The following is a 14,888-nucleotide window of genomic DNA, read 5'->3' as shown; positions in this document are numbered from 1 at the left end:
CATGCTGCGGCCGGACGTGGCCGTCTTGCAGAAGGAATCCCGGTCCTTTAGGACCAGGAGGACGTCAATCACTGATGCTCCGTGCTTGCCGAAACTGAGCAGCACGGTGTCGGCGAAGACGCTCCAGTCGCCCTCGCGCGCCTCACCCTGGATCATCGCGGCGAATTTGAGGTCCCGCAAAGGCTTGTACGTACCCGTCGATGCATCGACGGAGCGACTACCAAAACCGTCAGCCGTGCCGGGGCCGGTAAAGCGCATGGAGCCGCTGACCCCGCGGCAACCAGACGTAAGGCGAGACCGCGAAATTCCAGTACGAGCTGGCGTCGAAGGGTGCGGCAGGCGCTGCCGGGGCAGGCCGGACAACATTGTCCGCTGCGACGAGGCCGGTCACGGGGGCGCTCCACGGATCGGCTGGCAGCGCGGGGGCGATGCGTATCGATGCTTTCGGCTGCGCGGTCGGTTCAGCGACCGGCGCGGAGCGGTTATGCCGTGCGTTATTCGATGCAATCAAGCCGGGCGCGCGTCCACGTGGTGTTTCGTTCCAGCCGGAATTATCCATTGCGAGAGCGCTGGGTGTTTCCTGGACTGTTGGTGCTACTGGGCTTTGCGCGGTCTTCGTTGCGACCGGTATCGGTTTCGGCTCTCACGTCGATACCGATGCCGATGCCGGCGATTCAGCGCGGAGTTGCACGGGCGATCTGAAGTGATCGGCGGGCGGGGCACTCCAGGCATCGTCGTGATCGAGACTTGTTGCAGCGGGGTTGCTCCAGGCATCGTCGGCTGCGGGCTGCGGGCTGCGGGCTGTGGCGAGGCGCTGCTGCTCCATTGGTCACCCGCGGACACGCTGGCAGGCGCGGATTCTCCGGCGCGGGCTGTTGCGTGCATCAAACCAAAGGCAGCGCACGCCAGCGCGACTTTTTCCAGTCCTGAATGAACGAGGCGATACAGGTCGCGGAGCGGTGGGCGAGACATGGCATTTCCCCTGAATACACAAAGCTCGCAAGCCTATGGGAAAGCGCGGTCCGAAATAACACGATTTATCCGAATAGTGAGGGATTTCGTTGAAGAAGTTGAACTCAGGGAGCCATTTGGATGGCAGTGCGACGTTTAAAGCGAGGCGGATTGTGAAAATTCGACACCTTGAGCTCCGGACCCTCGTGGCAATGCACGTGATTGTCCGGTTGTCCTGACGAAGCAAAAAGCCGTTCCAACGTGAGTTGGAACGGCTTTTTGCTTGCACCGCTCGCTTCAAATTTTTACGTTTGAGGCGAGGGGACGCGTGGCGGTTATTTCGCCGTCGCGGCCGTTTTCTCTGCCGCCGCGACGTTCGCTGTACCGCCATTCGGCGAACCCATTGCCTGGAACAGCGACGCGGTATCGCTCAGACGCGCGCTTTCGTAGCGGATTGCGGTCAGCCGCGCATTGCGATATTGGCGCTCGCTCGCACGTGCCGCCGAGGGCGGAATCGCCCCGAGCCGCGCACGCGCCGCCGAATCCGTGAACGCGCTCATTGAAGTGCGGCTGGCGGTATCGGCGAAATCGAGCGCCTGGTTATCCTGCTCGAGCGCCGCGAGCGAATCCGCCACGTTGCGAAACGCGCTCAGCACCGTCTGCTTGTATTGCGCGACGGCGGCTTCGTAGCTTGCCTGCGCCGCGCGCTTTTGCGCGAGCAGCGCGCCTCCGTGAAAGAGCGGCTGCGACAGCGACGCGCCGATACTCCAGATCGCGCCCGCGCCGGACAAAGCGCTCGGCCAGCTAAAACCCGCTTTGCCCATCGACGCCGACAGCGTCAGGCTCGGGAACATCTGCGCGGTTGCGACGCCGACCTGTGCGGCGGCGGCTTTGAGCAAGGAATCGGCGGCTTGAATATCCGGGCGGCTCGCAAGCAATTCCGACGGCACGACAACCGGCACGTTCGCCGGCACGGTGAGCGACGCAAGATCGAGATCCGGCGGTGCCTGATCGGGCGTGCGGCCGAGCATGACAGCAAGCGCATGACGCGTTGCAAGCCACTGAGCCCGCAGTCCCGGCAATGACGCGGCAAGCGCAGCGGCGCTCGACTGCGCGTTGAGCGCGTCCGAACGTGACGCCGAGCCGAGTTCGTAGCGGCGCTGCGTTTCGCGTGCGTCTTCGTCGGCGAGGACGATCAGCCGTTCGGTCGTATCGATTTGCGCGCCCAACGAGGCCGCACCGATCGCGCCCGTGACAATGTTCGCGGCGAGCGCGCGGCGGGCGGCATCGAATTGCCAGGACTGGCTGTCCACTTGCGCGGCCAGCGCCTGGTCCGCGAGACGCGCAGCGCCGAACAGATCGAACGTGTATTGCGCCCGGATCTGGCCGACGAAGAGGTTGTAGAGCACGGTCGGCGGACCAATGTTCGGTAGGCCGATCGCGCGCTCACGATCCGCTTGGCCGCCGAGGTCGACGCTCGGCAGCATCGACGAACCGACTTGCGCCCGCAATTGTTCGCGTGCGGCGGCGAGGGTTTTATCGGTGGCGGCGAGACTTGGGCTATTGCGCAAGCCTTCGTCGACCAGCGCGTTCAGCGGCTCCGAACGGTATAACTTCCACCACTCGGGCACGGGTTTCGCGCCGGCATCGAAACTCTGCGATACCCCTTCGGCCGTCACGGTGCGCACAGGTTGCGCATTGACGCCGTAGTGAGGCACCGAGGGCAGCATGGGCGGTTTTCCATCCGGGCCGAACGAGCAGGCGGAAAGGGTGGAAAGGGTGGAAAGGGCGGCTGCGAACCCAAGAGCAGTCAGGGAGTAGCGTTTCATGACTGGCCTCCATTGCGGGCATCGGGCGCGTTTTGCTCTTCAAACCCGGCACGCTCGTGGTGTTTTACCTTGAACGAAGCCGCGTACAGCGCCGGCAAGTAGAACAGTGTGAGCACGGTTGCGCTCGTGATCCCGCCCATGAGCGCGGTTGCCATCGGTCCGAAGAAGTTGCTGCGCAACAGCGGAATCAGCGCGAGCACGGCAGCGGCGGCGGTCAGCGTGATTGGCCGGAAACGCCGCACAGTCGCGCCGACGATGGCATCGAAGCGAGGATGTCCCGCTGCAATGTCCTGCTCGATCTGGTCGACGAGAATCACCGAGTTTCGCATGATGATCCCGAACATGGCGATCACGCCGAGCATGGCGACAAAACCGAACGGCTTGTTGAACAGCAGCAGCGCCAGTACCACGCCGATCAGCCCGAGCGGAGCGGTCAGCACCACCATCATCACGCGCGCAAAGCTCTGCAACTGGATCATCAGGAGCGTCAGCACGACGATCGCCATGATCGGCATCTGCGCGTTGATGGACGACTGGCCTTTCGCGCTTTCCTCAACCGGGCCGCCCACTTCGATCCGATACCCAACCGGCAAGCCCGCGCGCAACGTGGCGAGTTTCTTCTCGATCGCGTGCGTGACGTCGATGCCCTGCGCGCCGGCCTTCACATCCGACTGCACGGTGATGGTCGGCTGACGGTCGCGCTCCCAGATCACGCCATATTCCAGATCGTTCACCACATGCCCGATCGTACCGAGCGGCACAGGTCCGTTCGGCGTCGGCATGGCAAGCGTGGCGAGCTTCGCCGGATCGACGCGTTCGCGCTTCGGCGCGCGCAAGTCGACACTGATCAGCTTGTCGTGTTCACGAAACTGCGTGACGGTATAACCGGTCAGTTGCATCGCGAGGAAATCCGATACGTCTTGCGAACTGATACCGAGTTCGCGCGCCTTTTTCTGGTCGATCTCGAAGCGCACCGAGCGCTCCGACGGTTCGTCCCAGTCGTACTGGACATTAGTTGTCCAACTGTCGGCGCGCATTTCCGCGAAGACTTTTTCGGCAATACCACGCACTGTCGTCAGGTCATCGCCACTCACGCGGAACTGCACGGGATAACCGACCGGCGGACCGTTTTCGAGCCGCGATAAACGCGTGCGGATCGACGAAAATTTCTCACGCAACACGGGTTCGAGCCAACGCGCGAGCTTCTCGCGATCTTCGACGGACTTCGCCGTAATCACGAACTGCGCGAAGTTCGGCACCTGCAACTGCTGGTCGAGCGGCAGATAGAATCGCGGCGCACCCGAGCCGACGAAGTTCACCACGTGGTCGATCTCGGGGCGTCCTTCCAGCACTTTCTCAAGGCGCTTGGTCTCGCGCAGCGTGGCTTCGAATGAGGCGCCTTCTTGCAAGCGGACATCGACGAGCAGTTCCGAGCGGTCCGAACTCGGGAAGAATTGTTGCGGCACGAGCGTGAAGCCCGCCAACGCGATAACGAACAAGACGAGCGTGATGCCGAGCACGACAAAACGCCGCTCGATACACCACGTCAGCCAGCCGCGCAGACGCGTGTAGAACTTCGTGTCGTAGATATCGTGTTCGTGATCGGGCGCGTGATGCGCCTCGCGTTTGCGCTCGGGCAAGAGCTTGTAGCCGAGCAGCGGAATCAGCACGACTGCTGCGAACCACGACGCGATTAGCGCAATCGCCGAGACCTCGAAGATCGAGCGCGTGTATTCGCCGGTGCTCGACTTGGCCAGCGCGATCGGCAGGAAACCGCCCACGGTCACCAGCGTGCCGGTGAGCATCGGAAACGCGGTGCTGGTGTAGGCGTAGGCCGCGGCGCGCGAGCGATTCCAGCCTTGCTCCAGCTTCACCGCCATCATCTCGACCGCGATGATGGCGTCGTCGACCAGCAAGCCCAGCGCGAGAATCAATGTCCCGAGCGAGACCTTGTGCAGGCCGATATCGAAGAGATACATGAAGAGGGCGGTGACGGCGAGTACGACCGGAATCGAGATCACGACCACCATGCCGGTACGCACGCCAAGCGACACCAGGCTCACGATCAGCACGATGAGGACGGCTTCCGCGACGGCTTCCAGGAAGTCGTCCACCGACTTCGATACCGCATGCGGCATGCTCGACACTTCGTTGAGCACAAGGCCAGCGGGGAGTTGCAAGCGCAGCTGAGCCACCTGTGCATCGAGCGCCTTGCCGAGTTGCACCACGTCCTGACCCGGCTGCATCGTTATGCCGATACCCAATACCGGCTTCTCGGCCGAGCGCATCTGCGTGACCGCCGGATCGAGGTAACCGCGCCTGATAGTTGCTATATCCCCAAGACGGAACGACCGCCCGTTCACGTGGATCAGCGTATTTGCGAGTGCGGCCATGTCAGTGATCTGGCCTGTCGGCCGCACGAACACGCGGTCATCGGGCGTAGTCAGGGTGCCCGAGGGCGCAACGGCATTCTGGCCATCGATAGCCTGCGCAATCTGCTGCGGCGAGATGCCGAGCCGCGTGAGCTGGGTGTTCGCGATCTCGATGTAGACGCGCTCGTCCTGATCGCCGAAATAATTGACCTTCGCCACACCCGGTACGCGCAACAAGACTGTGCGCAGCGAGTCGGCGTAATCGTGGAGCTGCACCGGCGAAAAACCGTCGCCTTCCAGCGTGTAGATGTTCGTGAAGACGTCGCCGAACTCGTCGTTGAAGTACGGACCTTGCACGCCCTTGGGCAGCGTGTAGGCAATATCGCCGACCTTCTTGCGGACCTGATACCACTCCTCAGGCACGTCCTTCGCGGGCGCGCCGTCCTTCATCGTGAAGAACAGCAGCGATTCGCCGGGGCGGGAATAGCTGCGCAGGAAGTCGGTGGCGGGTGTTTCCTGCAGTTTTTTCGCGATCTTGTCGGTGACCTGTTCCTGCACCTGCCGCGCGGTTGCGCCCGGCCAGAAGGTCTGGATCACCATCACGCGGAAGGTGAACGGCGGGTCTTCCGATTGCGCGAGCCGCGTGTAGGCGAGGACGCCGAAAATGGTCGCCATCGCGATCAGGAATACCACTAGCGCCTGATGGCGAAGCGCCCAGGCCGAGAGGTTGAAGCGGCCTTCCTCGTGTCGATAATCGCCCGAAGCAGCCGCAGCTTCGGCTGCCGATGAATCCCGTTCGTGATCGCTCATGACGCGAAATCTTCCGGATGCAAGGGCGCGACCACGCGAACTCTCTCGCCGGCGGAAACGGTATGCACGCCTTGCCATACCACGCGGTCGCCGGCTGTGATGCCTTGGGAAACCGTCACGGTGCGCTCGCCGTATCGAGACACTTCCACTCGCCGCAATTCAAGCGACCCGTCCGCTTTCACGATCCAGACGGCGGGCAGCTTGTCCGCGTGGAAAAGCGCGGTGGCGGGCAGCGTGAACGCTTGCGCGGATGGGTCGGATGGTCCCGATGCACCCGATGCATTCGACGCCGGCGCCTGCGCCTGCGCGAACGCCACGTCGGCGGTCATGCCGAGCCGGACCTCCGGCGTGGGCGCTTCAAGCGTCAGCCTTACGCGATACGTGCGGCTCTGGGCATCGGCGGCGGGGGACACTTCGCGCACGCGTGCGGCGAACTGTTTGCCCCCAAGCGCGGCGATCGTCGCGGTTGCTTTCTGGCCAACCGTGAGCGACCCGAGCGTGGTTTCCGGCACGTCCGACACCACGTCGATCTCGCCGCTCCACGCGAGGTTATAGATTGCTTGTCCCGCCGATACGTTCTGCCCCGTGTCAGCCTGCTCCGCCGTAATGACACCGGCTTTATCGGCGACAAGCGTGGTGTATTTCAACTGATCAGCCGACAGCGCGGCCTGCGCCTGCGCCTGATTGCGTTGGGCGAGCGCCGCTGCGTAAGCGTTCTCGGTTTGTTCGAGTTGCGCGCGAGCGATCAGGTTTTCCTGCGCCTGGGCGCGATCGCGAACGAGCTGCTGCTCGGCATAAGTGAGCTGATGTTGCGCGGCGGAGAGTTGCGCGGCCCCGCTCGCGGCGCTTTTGGCGTTGTCGGCGGGATCGAGTTTCGCCACGATCTCGCCGGCCTTCACGCTGTCGCCGAGACGCACGCGCCGCTCGATGATTTTCCCGCCTACGCGAAACGACAATGGCGTCGAGTAGCGTGCTTCTATCGTTGCGGGCAGCGATGACTGCGTGGTTTTTCCATCGGCGGTGGCCGCGACGGCGACCACCGGACGCAGCGCGACGGGCGCCGCTTCCTTCTTGCTGCATGCGCTAAGCGCCACGATCGCAACTACGCCGAGCGACCAGGCAAGGGCTCGGCGAACCGGAAAGGAATCGGGCGGCCTGGAAGCTGCGCCCAACGACATAAACGACTTTAAGCGCGATCGCAGCGACAGCGGTGGCAACGTGTGGCGACAGACTTGCAGAATCACGAGTGACCTCGACGCAAAAGCTTCCGTGCGTGCAATACGAACTTGCAGACACGGCCGGCGCGCAGCGCCGACACGGTGTGTCGCTGCGCGTTTTCAAGATATGGCGCGGTTCGGGGCGCGCAGTTCGAAAGCTTGGCTCGCCAAGGCCACCAAGCTTCCCGGTACGTCGCCGCCAGATACGCGATGAATTCTAATACAACTATGAATCTGGAATCACAGTCGTATCATAATTCAATTTTGAGATGCTAAACTCGACCGATGAAACGAATTCGCCTGACCCGGGAGCAAAGCCGTGATCAAACGCGTCAGCGTCTGATGGACGCCGCACAAGCTGTTTTCATGAAGAAGGGGTTTGTTGCCGCGAGTGTCGAGGACATTGCGGCGGCGGCGGGTTATACGCGCGGGGCGTTCTATTCGAACTTCGGCAGCAAGTCCGCATTGTTTCTGGAACTGCTCAAGCGCGATCACGACGGGATCATGACGCGGCTGCATTCCATCTTCGACGGTGAGGCGAGCCGGGCCGACATGGAAAGCCGCCTGTTGCAGTATTACAGCGAGTGCTATCGCGACAACAAGTGTTTTTTGCTTTGGGTCGAAGCGAAATTGCAGTCGAGTCGCGATGCGAAATTTCGCGCGCAATTCAATGCATTCATCCGGGAATTGTTGCAGACGACGACGGCGTATATTGTCGCGTTTTCAGAGCGGGCAGGGACGCCGTTGCCCATGCCCGCGGAGCAGCTTGCGCTTGGGCTGACGGCGTTGATCGATGGAATGCAGTTTTTTTATACGTCCGATCCGCAGGCTTGCGGCAGCGAAATGTCCGAAGCCGTACTGGCGAAGTTTTTTAGCCGCGTGGTGTTCGGGGCTGATGTGGTTTGAGGGTTTTTTGTGAGAACAAGAAGGACGAACAACCTCTCAGATTGCGATCCCCGATCCGCCATTACTGCCTAGCAGCTGCTCCACTGCATCCGCGCTCGCATAATCCTGTTCCGGCAAACCATCGAAGACAGCGATCACGTCGTTGCTCACGCCCGCCGCGCGCGCCGCATCGACAATGCCAGCCTTGTTGGCCGGATATGTCAGATCCCGCAAGACCTGCGCGATTTCATCGTCGATCGGTTCATCGTTCAAGCTGGCGTTCGCGTGCGTATCGGTCATGGATGCCCTTGGTCGCTTTAATGGATCCTGCTTACGTCTGAACTTGTATCACCTGGCTTGCCATCCCGTGGCTGGGCGTCCGCGATTTCGGCAACGCCACGTGAAGCCAGCGCGCGTGATCGAGGTCCTGCGCCCTCACTTCCGGCGCGGGCGGGGACACCGGCGCAGCATTGGCGCGCATGGCAAGCACCACGCGCATTGCTTCAGCCTGGCGGGCGTCGATTGCTGCATCGTCCGTATGGATCGGCGCGGCGTAACACGACACGGATACCAAGACCATCGATAAAGTCGTTGAGGTTTTCATCGCTCAACCCTCCTGACACTAAGTCCACAAGCAGTACGCAAGCGGCAGTACGCAAGCGGTCCAAAAGCAGCATGAATACGGGACAGTACAGACAATAGTAGCGGGGAATCGAGCAAAGGCTATGCCAATCAATACCGGCAGTCTTTCCGCGGTTTACCTGATGAATTCAGCGTGTCCGTCGAGCTATGTCTCAAGCGGCGCCGGCGGCAGTTCTTCGAGTCAATTCTCGAATCGGGTTTTCAGCGTGTGCTTCACGCGCGGGCAGGCACTGCCGCAATTTTGCACGCTCTGCGCAATTTCAGCGCGATGCCGGATTTAAACGGAAGTAGGCATCGAGAAGCGATGTTTTGTACACCACGCCGAGCAACACGGGCCGCGCCGCGCAATCGATGACCGGCAAGCGCTCGCCCTGGAACGCCAGGAAATGCTGCAACGCTTCACCCAGCGACATGTCCGGTGTCAGCACATCGAAATGAGGTTGCAGATAATCCGAAGCGGATTTGATGTCGGTGTTGCCTTCGTCGAGCAGATCGGAGGTGATGTCTTTCAGCGCAACCACGCCGCGAAACTGGCCGTCTGCATCGACGACGTAGAGGTACTTCACCGGATACTCGAGGAACACGCGGGTCATCGTTTTCACGTCTGCATCGAGCGGCACGATCGTTTCGGCGGGTTTCACGAGTTCGCGCATCTGCGTGGCGGCGAGCCGCAAGCGCTCCTTTTCGTCGCGATTGCGCCGCAGCGTGACCTCGTACATCGAGGTCTGCGCCGACGCCCGCGCGATGAAAAACGCCACCACGCACGAGAGCATCAGCGGCAGCATGACCTGATAACTCAGCGTCATTTCGAAGATCATCAGGATGGCCATCAACGGCGCGTGCGTGGCGGCGGCGAGGAATGCGCCCATGCCGACCATCGCGTAGGCGAACGGCGCGGACGTGGAATGCGGCCAGATCGCATGCGCTGTCAGCCCGAACAGGCAACCGACCACGGCGCCCACAAAGAGCGTCGGCGTGAAAATCCCGCCCACCGCGCCGGAACCCGCAGTCGCCGCAGTCGCGACGATCTTGAAGAACAGCACCGCGGCCAGCGCCTCCCAGGTCCACGGATGATGCAGGATCGAGTTGACGACTTCATAACCGTTGCCCCAGACCTCGGGATACCAGATCGAAATCACGCCGACGATCAAGCCGCCGAGTCCGAGCCGGATCGGTAAGGGAAGAGGCAGCTTGGCAAAGCGCTGTTTCGATGCCGCCAAGAGGCGCAGGAAATACGGCGCAAGCACGCCGCAGATCAAGCCGAGCGCGACAAACAGCAGCACTTCTACGCCCGTGACGGTCGGAAACACCGGCATTTCGTAAGCCGGCCGGTAGCCCGCGAATTCGCGCATCGTGATGTTCGCCACCACCGAGGACACCACGATTGGCCCGAAGCTTTCCATCGCGATGGAGCCAAGCACGATCTCGGTGACGAAGAACGCGCCGGCGATAGGCGCGTTGTACGCCGAGGTGATCCCGGCGGCCGCGCCGCAGGCCACGAGCAGGCGCAGGCGCGGCGGGTCGAAGTGGACCCAGCGGCCGATCAGCGACGCGCTCAGCGCCGCGAGCTGCACCATCGAGCCTTCGCGCCCGATGGAACCGCCGCTCGCGATAGTGAACAGCGACGAGATGCTGCGCCACAGGCTTTGCGAGACCGGTACGACACCGTCGCCGATAGTCACGGCTTCCATGTAGTCGGCATGCGCCTGAGCGGTCGTTCGACGCCGGGCGATCAACAGGCACACGCCCGCGATCAGGCCGCCCGCGGCCGGCAATGTGACCCGCACGGGCCATGGAAGGCGCGTTGCCATCTCGACGAAGTTACCGTTCGCACCGCCGAACAGCCGCTGCAATCCGTCGATGCCATCGCGAAACAGCGCGGTGGCAAACGCGCCGGCCACACCGACGATAACGGCCCACACGAGCATGGTGTGGGCTTCGGAGAAACGGAACCGGCGCTGTGCCCGGGTGCGAAGTTTAAGCAGGAATGAAAGCACGTGAGCTTGAATGTCGGAGCGGATCGGGGCCAATGGTGCGGGGGAAGGATATCACCGGCGAGTGGCCGCGGGGCGGTGCTCCGATGCCCGCGTGGATGCGGGTCAAGCTGGCCCGGCATGTAAAAATCCGGCCTTGTTTTATGAGGCCGGATTTTCAACGTTAAAACGCTGACTCACCACTTCGGCGCAAACGGCGGCTTGGCGTTACGCTGACCTTCGTCGAGCGCATCGATCTTCTTGATATCGTCGGCATCCAGCTTCACCTTTTGCGAATCCCAGTTCAGTTCCTGGTGCTCCGGATTCGTCGATGCCGACAGCACCACGATATCGCGCGACAGCAACCACGCAAACGTCACTTGGGCCGGCGTCACGCCATGTTTCTTCGCGATGGCAATCAGCGTTGGGTCTTTATGCGCGCGGCCTTCGCCGAGCGGCATATACGCGGTCACCTTCACGCCGAGTTTTTGCGTCGCCTCGACCAGCTTGCGGTTCGCGAGGAACGGGCTGATTTCGAACTGATTCGTCGCAATGCCCTTGCCGCCGGGTGCGTTCAACGCTTCTTCGAGCAACGGCGCGGTAAAGTTCGACACCCCGAAAAACCGGATCAATTGCTGCTTCTGCGCGTCCTGGAAGCCCGCGATAGATTCGCCGATCGGCACCACGCTATCCGGCGACGGCCAGTGAATCAGCGCAAGATCGATCGTGCCGATGTTCAGCTTCTTGTGGCTGTCGACGAGACTTTTCACCACGTCATCTCGACGCAGCTGGTCGTGCCAGACCTTCGTGGTGATCCAGATATCTTCGCGCGGTACGACCGAATTGCGTATGCCTTTGCCGACGGCTTCTTCGTTGTTGTAGTACTTCGCGGTATCGATATGGCGATAGCCGAGTTGCAGCGCGCTCGTTACAGCCTTGGCGGTTTTTTCCGAATCTACGCGAAACGTACCGAGTCCGAAAGAGGGAATCGTTTCAACCATCTGGTGCTCCTTGCTTGATTGGTTATCCAAAATAAGCCGGCCGGTTCAGGCGTCCTGATCCAGTTCGGGGTAATGGCGGAAGATGCCGGACTCGTTGAATGGAATCCGTCGTTCCGAGTCCACATAAGCCGCAACGTTCGGTCGTTCGAGCACGGCGTCATGCAGCGCGGCCACGCGCGCATATAACGTGCCGAATTTTTTCATCGCGCGGGGAAACGCGTAGTGCAGGCCGTCCACAAGTTGAAACATCGACAAATCCACGTAGGTGGTCGCGTTGCCGATCATCTGCGTATCGCCTTGCGGGTTCTGTGCGAGAACACGTTCGAAATAACCCATGAATTTCGGAACCCGGTTCTCGACGAAATCCTTCGCGCGACGCTTCGCCGCGTCTTTCTGATCTTCGTAATAGAGAGCGCTCGCGAGCGGATGGTGGGTGTCGTGCACTTCGGTCACCATGTCGGCGATGGTCAACTGCAAGCCGTGCGCGACGTAACGAAGACCTTCGTCCTTCGGCGCGAGACCCAGCTTTGGCCCGAGATACAGCAGGATGTTTGCGACGTGCGGCACGATCAGCTCACCGTCTTTCAGGAACGGCGGCGCGAATGGAATGTGCGGCTCGGTCTTGCTGTTGATGATCTTCATCATCGCGCCGGTGCCTTGTCCTTCCTTCTTCGCGCCGCGTGACACATCGATGTATTCGGCGCCGGCGTCTTCCAGCGCGAGCCGGACACATTCGCCCCGGCCTTGAAGACCGTCCCAGTAATAAAGTTCGTAGGCCATCGGCAATATCCTCGTGATCTGACGGCTGAAAAACGCGGGAAACCAGAGACAGAAGGGTAGCAACACGCGTGCCGTTGCGCTCGTAAGCTCGCTGAAAAGCAAAAGCCCCGCATGCGGCGAGGCTTCCATATTCCTGCAAGCGGCACCATCGGCCCACGTTACCCGAGCAGGCGCTCGACGCCAACGGTAATCGCGAGTCCTCCCCCGATCAGCCAGGCATAAACGATGGCGCCCGTCACCAGCGCGCGCGGCCCGGCCTGACGAATTTGCGCGATCCGCGTTTCGATGCCCAAGGCGGTCATCGCCATGGTCAATGCGAAAGTGTCGAGTGTGTTCAGCGTGTGCGTGGCGGGGGCGGGCAGCACGTGCAGCGAGTTCACGATCACGAGCGCGAGGAACCCGAGCGCGAACCAGGGAATCGCCAGCTTGCGTTTCGTGCCAGTGGTGCCGGTATCGTCAGTCAGGCCGTTGTTGCGCGAGCGGTTCACCCACATGCCGATCGCGAGCAGCACCGGCACGAGCAGCATCACGCGCGTCATTTTCACGATCGTCGCGATATGCGTTGCCTCCGGGCTGACGTTGCTGGCCGCGCCCACCACCTGCGCCACTTCGTGAATCGTGCCGCCGAAAAACAGGCCGACGCCCAATGTATCCAGATGCAGCCAGCCGAGGTGCACGGCGAGCGGATAGAGGAACATGGAGAGCGTGCCGAACAGCACTACGCTGCCGACTGCCATCGCGCTTTTATGCGGCTCGGATTGCAGCGTCGATTCGAACGCAAGCACCGCTGCGGCGCCGCAGATCGCGCTGCCGGCTGCGGTCAGCAATGCTGTATCGCGGTCGAGTTTCATCAGCTTCATGCCGGCCCACGTGCCGATGATGAGCGTGCTCACCACCACGAGCACCGATACCGTCAGCCCCGGCAGCCCGACTTGCGCGATTTCCTGCAGGCTCACACGTAGCCCGAAAAATCCCACCGCGATACGCAGCAGTTTGCGGGCGGAGAAATTGATGCCTGACGCCCAGCTTTCCGGCATGCCGTCACGCAGCGCATTGCCATAGATGGCTCCCGCGACAATGCCGACGATCAGCGGACTCAGTCCCAGGTTCGAGATGAACGGCAGCGTGGACAACTGCGTGACGGCGGCGGCGAACAGCGCGACGAACAGGATGCCGTTCAGTTGGCCGCGTGTTTGACCGGTCGGAGCGGAGCCTGATGTGACAGGAGTGGCGAGGGAATTCATGGTTTTTCCACCGTGGTTTGACCAGGCCAATCCTATTCTGGATATATCGATATGAAAAATCGTCATTTAGAATGTAAACTATCGGTCTAAACGATATTTGATACCCATGACCCCCGATCAGCTTATAACTTTCGCCACTGTTGCTGAGCACAGCAATATCAGCCGTGCGGCGGTCGCGTTGCATTTGTCGCAGCCTGCGGTGTCGGGGCAGTTGCGTCAGTTGCAGGACGAATTCGGCGAGCCTTTGTACCAGCGCGACGGCCGTGGCATCCGGCTGACGACGGCGGGTGAACAGCTCGCTGTTTATGCAGTGAGGATCCGGGAGACCTTTGGCCAGGCATATGCGTACCGGGATGCGCTACGGGGGCTCGAGCGCGGCACGCTGCGAATTGGGGCGAGCACGACGCCGGCGAGTTACTTGTTGCCTTATCTGATTGCGGAGTTTCATCGGCGGCATCCGGACGTGGTGATTCATACCATCGATGGAAATACGACGGAGATCGTTGCTGCGCTTGGTTCGCTGGATATTGGGATGATCGAGGGACCGGTGGGTGCCGATTTACCGCCGGGAACCGAAGCCACGCCGTGGCGCGAGGACGAGATTGTGGCGATTGCGCCAAGTGGTCATCCACTGGCGGCGGCCTCGGGCGGGGTGACGCTGGAGGCGTTGTGCGCGAGTCCGGTGGTTTTGCGCGAGACCGGTTCGGGCGTGCGCCAACTGGTTGAACGCGCGTGCGCCCGGGCGGGTGTGCAAATGCGCGTCGCGCTGGAAATTGCGGGCGTGGAAGGCGTGAAGGAAGCCGTGCGGGCGGGGATGGGGATCGGTTTTGTGTCGGCGATGTCGATGCGCCATGAGGACGGCGCGTTGCAGCGTTTGCGGATTACACCGGAGCCGCTGACACGACGGTTTTCGATCTTGATGCCCCATGGGGCGGCGGCATCGCGGGCGGCGGCGAGGTTTTACGCGCTATGCGTGGAGGATGGAGTTGAAAAATGACGATTGCCGCTGATTAGACTGCGCGGACGCGGGAAATACCGTTGAAACCAAAGGCGCATGGTGCTTGCCCGAGAGCGTTGGGGGTGAAGCGTGTTCGTGTCAGGATTCGCGAGAAGGAGGGGTTCAAACATCGGTGAGTCTGGCGAGCACCGTGCTATCAGGTGCCAAAAACTGGGGTCTGCACGCT

The 14,888-nt window shown here is 61.7% G+C and carries 12 protein-coding genes and 1 pseudogene; 3 read left to right on the top strand and 10 right to left on the bottom strand.

The window, feature by feature from the left end; translation table 11 throughout:
- Positions 1 to 258, bottom strand: a pseudogene (locus M0D69_RS41210) (hypothetical protein); the annotation flags it as partial.
- A gap of 107 nt (positions 259 to 365) precedes the next feature.
- Between M0D69_RS41210 and M0D69_RS41205 the strand changes: the two are divergent.
- Complete coding sequence (locus M0D69_RS41205; protein ID WP_301787548.1) at positions 366 to 707, top strand: hypothetical protein; 342 nt, start codon at positions 366 to 368, stop codon at positions 705 to 707.
- Between the two features lie 579 nt (positions 708 to 1,286).
- On the opposite strand, the gene M0D69_RS41200 is transcribed toward M0D69_RS41205, so the two are convergent.
- Genes M0D69_RS41200 through M0D69_RS41190 form a run of 3 tightly spaced genes read right to left on the bottom strand, consistent with a single transcriptional unit; the run spans position 1,287 to position 7,140 of the window.
- Positions 1,287 to 2,780 carry an efflux transporter outer membrane subunit gene (locus tag M0D69_RS41200; RefSeq protein ID WP_301787547.1) on the bottom strand — a complete coding sequence of 498 codons (1,494 nt, stop codon included), beginning with the start codon at positions 2,778 to 2,780 and terminating at the stop codon, positions 1,287 to 1,289.
- Complete coding sequence (locus M0D69_RS41195; protein ID WP_301787546.1) at positions 2,777 to 5,962, bottom strand: efflux RND transporter permease subunit; 3,186 nt, start codon at positions 5,960 to 5,962, stop codon at positions 2,777 to 2,779. The genes M0D69_RS41200 and M0D69_RS41195 overlap by 4 nt, the downstream gene beginning before the upstream one ends.
- The gene (locus M0D69_RS41190) at positions 5,959 to 7,140 is read right to left on the bottom strand and encodes an efflux RND transporter periplasmic adaptor subunit (RefSeq protein WP_301787545.1); all 1,182 of its coding nucleotides are present in this window, start codon (positions 7,138 to 7,140) and stop codon (positions 5,959 to 5,961) included. Before M0D69_RS41190 ends, M0D69_RS41195 begins: the two co-directional genes overlap by 4 nt.
- 324 nt (positions 7,141 to 7,464) lie before the next feature.
- Here M0D69_RS41190 and M0D69_RS41185 point away from each other — a divergent pair, with 324 nt between their 5' ends.
- Positions 7,465 to 8,085 (top strand): TetR/AcrR family transcriptional regulator, encoded by a 621-nt coding sequence (locus tag M0D69_RS41185; protein ID WP_301787544.1) that lies wholly within the window; start codon positions 7,465 to 7,467, stop codon positions 8,083 to 8,085.
- A 36-nt stretch (positions 8,086 to 8,121) separates the two neighbouring features.
- On the opposite strand, the gene M0D69_RS41180 is transcribed toward M0D69_RS41185, so the two are convergent.
- The 6 genes from M0D69_RS41180 to M0D69_RS41155 form a co-directional block, all read right to left on the bottom strand.
- Positions 8,122 to 8,364 (bottom strand): DUF2795 domain-containing protein, encoded by a 243-nt coding sequence (locus M0D69_RS41180; RefSeq protein ID WP_301787543.1) that lies wholly within the window; start codon positions 8,362 to 8,364, stop codon positions 8,122 to 8,124.
- Positions 8,365 to 8,395: 31 nt separating this feature from the next.
- Positions 8,396 to 8,668 (bottom strand): hypothetical protein, encoded by a 273-nt coding sequence (locus M0D69_RS41175; RefSeq protein ID WP_301787542.1) that lies wholly within the window; start codon positions 8,666 to 8,668, stop codon positions 8,396 to 8,398.
- Positions 8,669 to 8,966: 298 nt separating this feature from the next.
- Entirely contained in the window at positions 8,967 to 10,703 is a 1,737-nt protein-coding gene (locus M0D69_RS41170) for a ClcB-like voltage-gated chloride channel protein (RefSeq protein ID WP_301787541.1), read from the bottom strand.
- 173 nt (positions 10,704 to 10,876) lie between these two features.
- A complete protein-coding gene (locus M0D69_RS41165; protein ID WP_301787540.1) occupies positions 10,877 to 11,680 on the bottom strand; it encodes an aldo/keto reductase in 804 nt (267 codons plus the stop codon).
- A gap of 45 nt (positions 11,681 to 11,725) precedes the next feature.
- Positions 11,726 to 12,460, bottom strand: coding sequence for a glutathione S-transferase (locus tag M0D69_RS41160; RefSeq protein ID WP_301787539.1), 735 nt, complete (start codon positions 12,458 to 12,460; stop codon positions 11,726 to 11,728).
- Between the two features lie 158 nt (positions 12,461 to 12,618).
- Positions 12,619 to 13,704 (bottom strand): YeiH family protein, encoded by a 1,086-nt coding sequence (locus M0D69_RS41155; protein ID WP_301787538.1) that lies wholly within the window; start codon positions 13,702 to 13,704, stop codon positions 12,619 to 12,621.
- Between the two features lie 106 nt (positions 13,705 to 13,810).
- Between M0D69_RS41155 and M0D69_RS41150 the strand changes: the two genes are divergently transcribed.
- Positions 13,811 to 14,701 (top strand): LysR family transcriptional regulator, encoded by an 891-nt coding sequence (locus tag M0D69_RS41150; RefSeq protein ID WP_301787537.1) that lies wholly within the window; start codon positions 13,811 to 13,813, stop codon positions 14,699 to 14,701.
- The last annotated feature ends 187 nt before the right edge of the window (positions 14,702 to 14,888 follow it).

Origin of the sequence: Caballeronia sp. SEWSISQ10-4 2, assembly GCF_030464885.1 — a bacterium.
GTDB lineage: Bacteria > Pseudomonadota > Gammaproteobacteria > Burkholderiales > Burkholderiaceae > Caballeronia.
The sequence above is the reverse complement of the archived record's forward strand: the minus strand, read 5'-3'. Positions and strand labels throughout refer to the sequence as shown.

Excerpts from the sequence above, each read along its gene's own strand:
- M0D69_RS41200 (WP_301787547.1), bottom strand. The coding sequence starts at position 2,780 with ATGAAACGCTACTCCCTGACTGCTCTTGGGTTCGCAGCCGCCCTTTCC.
- M0D69_RS41195 (WP_301787546.1), bottom strand. The coding sequence starts at position 5,962 with ATGAGCGATCACGAACGGGATTCATCGGCAGCCGAAGCTGCGGCTGCT.
- M0D69_RS41190 (WP_301787545.1), bottom strand. The coding sequence starts at position 7,140 with ATGTCGTTGGGCGCAGCTTCCAGGCCGCCCGATTCCTTTCCGGTTCGC.
- M0D69_RS41185 (WP_301787544.1), top strand. The coding sequence starts at position 7,465 with ATGAAACGAATTCGCCTGACCCGGGAGCAAAGCCGTGATCAAACGCGT.
- M0D69_RS41180 (WP_301787543.1), bottom strand. The coding sequence starts at position 8,364 with ATGACCGATACGCACGCGAACGCCAGCTTGAACGATGAACCGATCGAC.
- M0D69_RS41175 (WP_301787542.1), bottom strand. The coding sequence starts at position 8,668 with ATGAAAACCTCAACGACTTTATCGATGGTCTTGGTATCCGTGTCGTGT.
- M0D69_RS41165 (WP_301787540.1), bottom strand. The coding sequence starts at position 11,680 with ATGGTTGAAACGATTCCCTCTTTCGGACTCGGTACGTTTCGCGTAGAT.
- M0D69_RS41160 (WP_301787539.1), bottom strand. The coding sequence starts at position 12,460 with ATGGCCTACGAACTTTATTACTGGGACGGTCTTCAAGGCCGGGGCGAA.
- M0D69_RS41155 (WP_301787538.1), bottom strand. The coding sequence starts at position 13,704 with ATGAATTCCCTCGCCACTCCTGTCACATCAGGCTCCGCTCCGACCGGT.
- M0D69_RS41150 (WP_301787537.1), top strand. The coding sequence starts at position 13,811 with ATGACCCCCGATCAGCTTATAACTTTCGCCACTGTTGCTGAGCACAGC.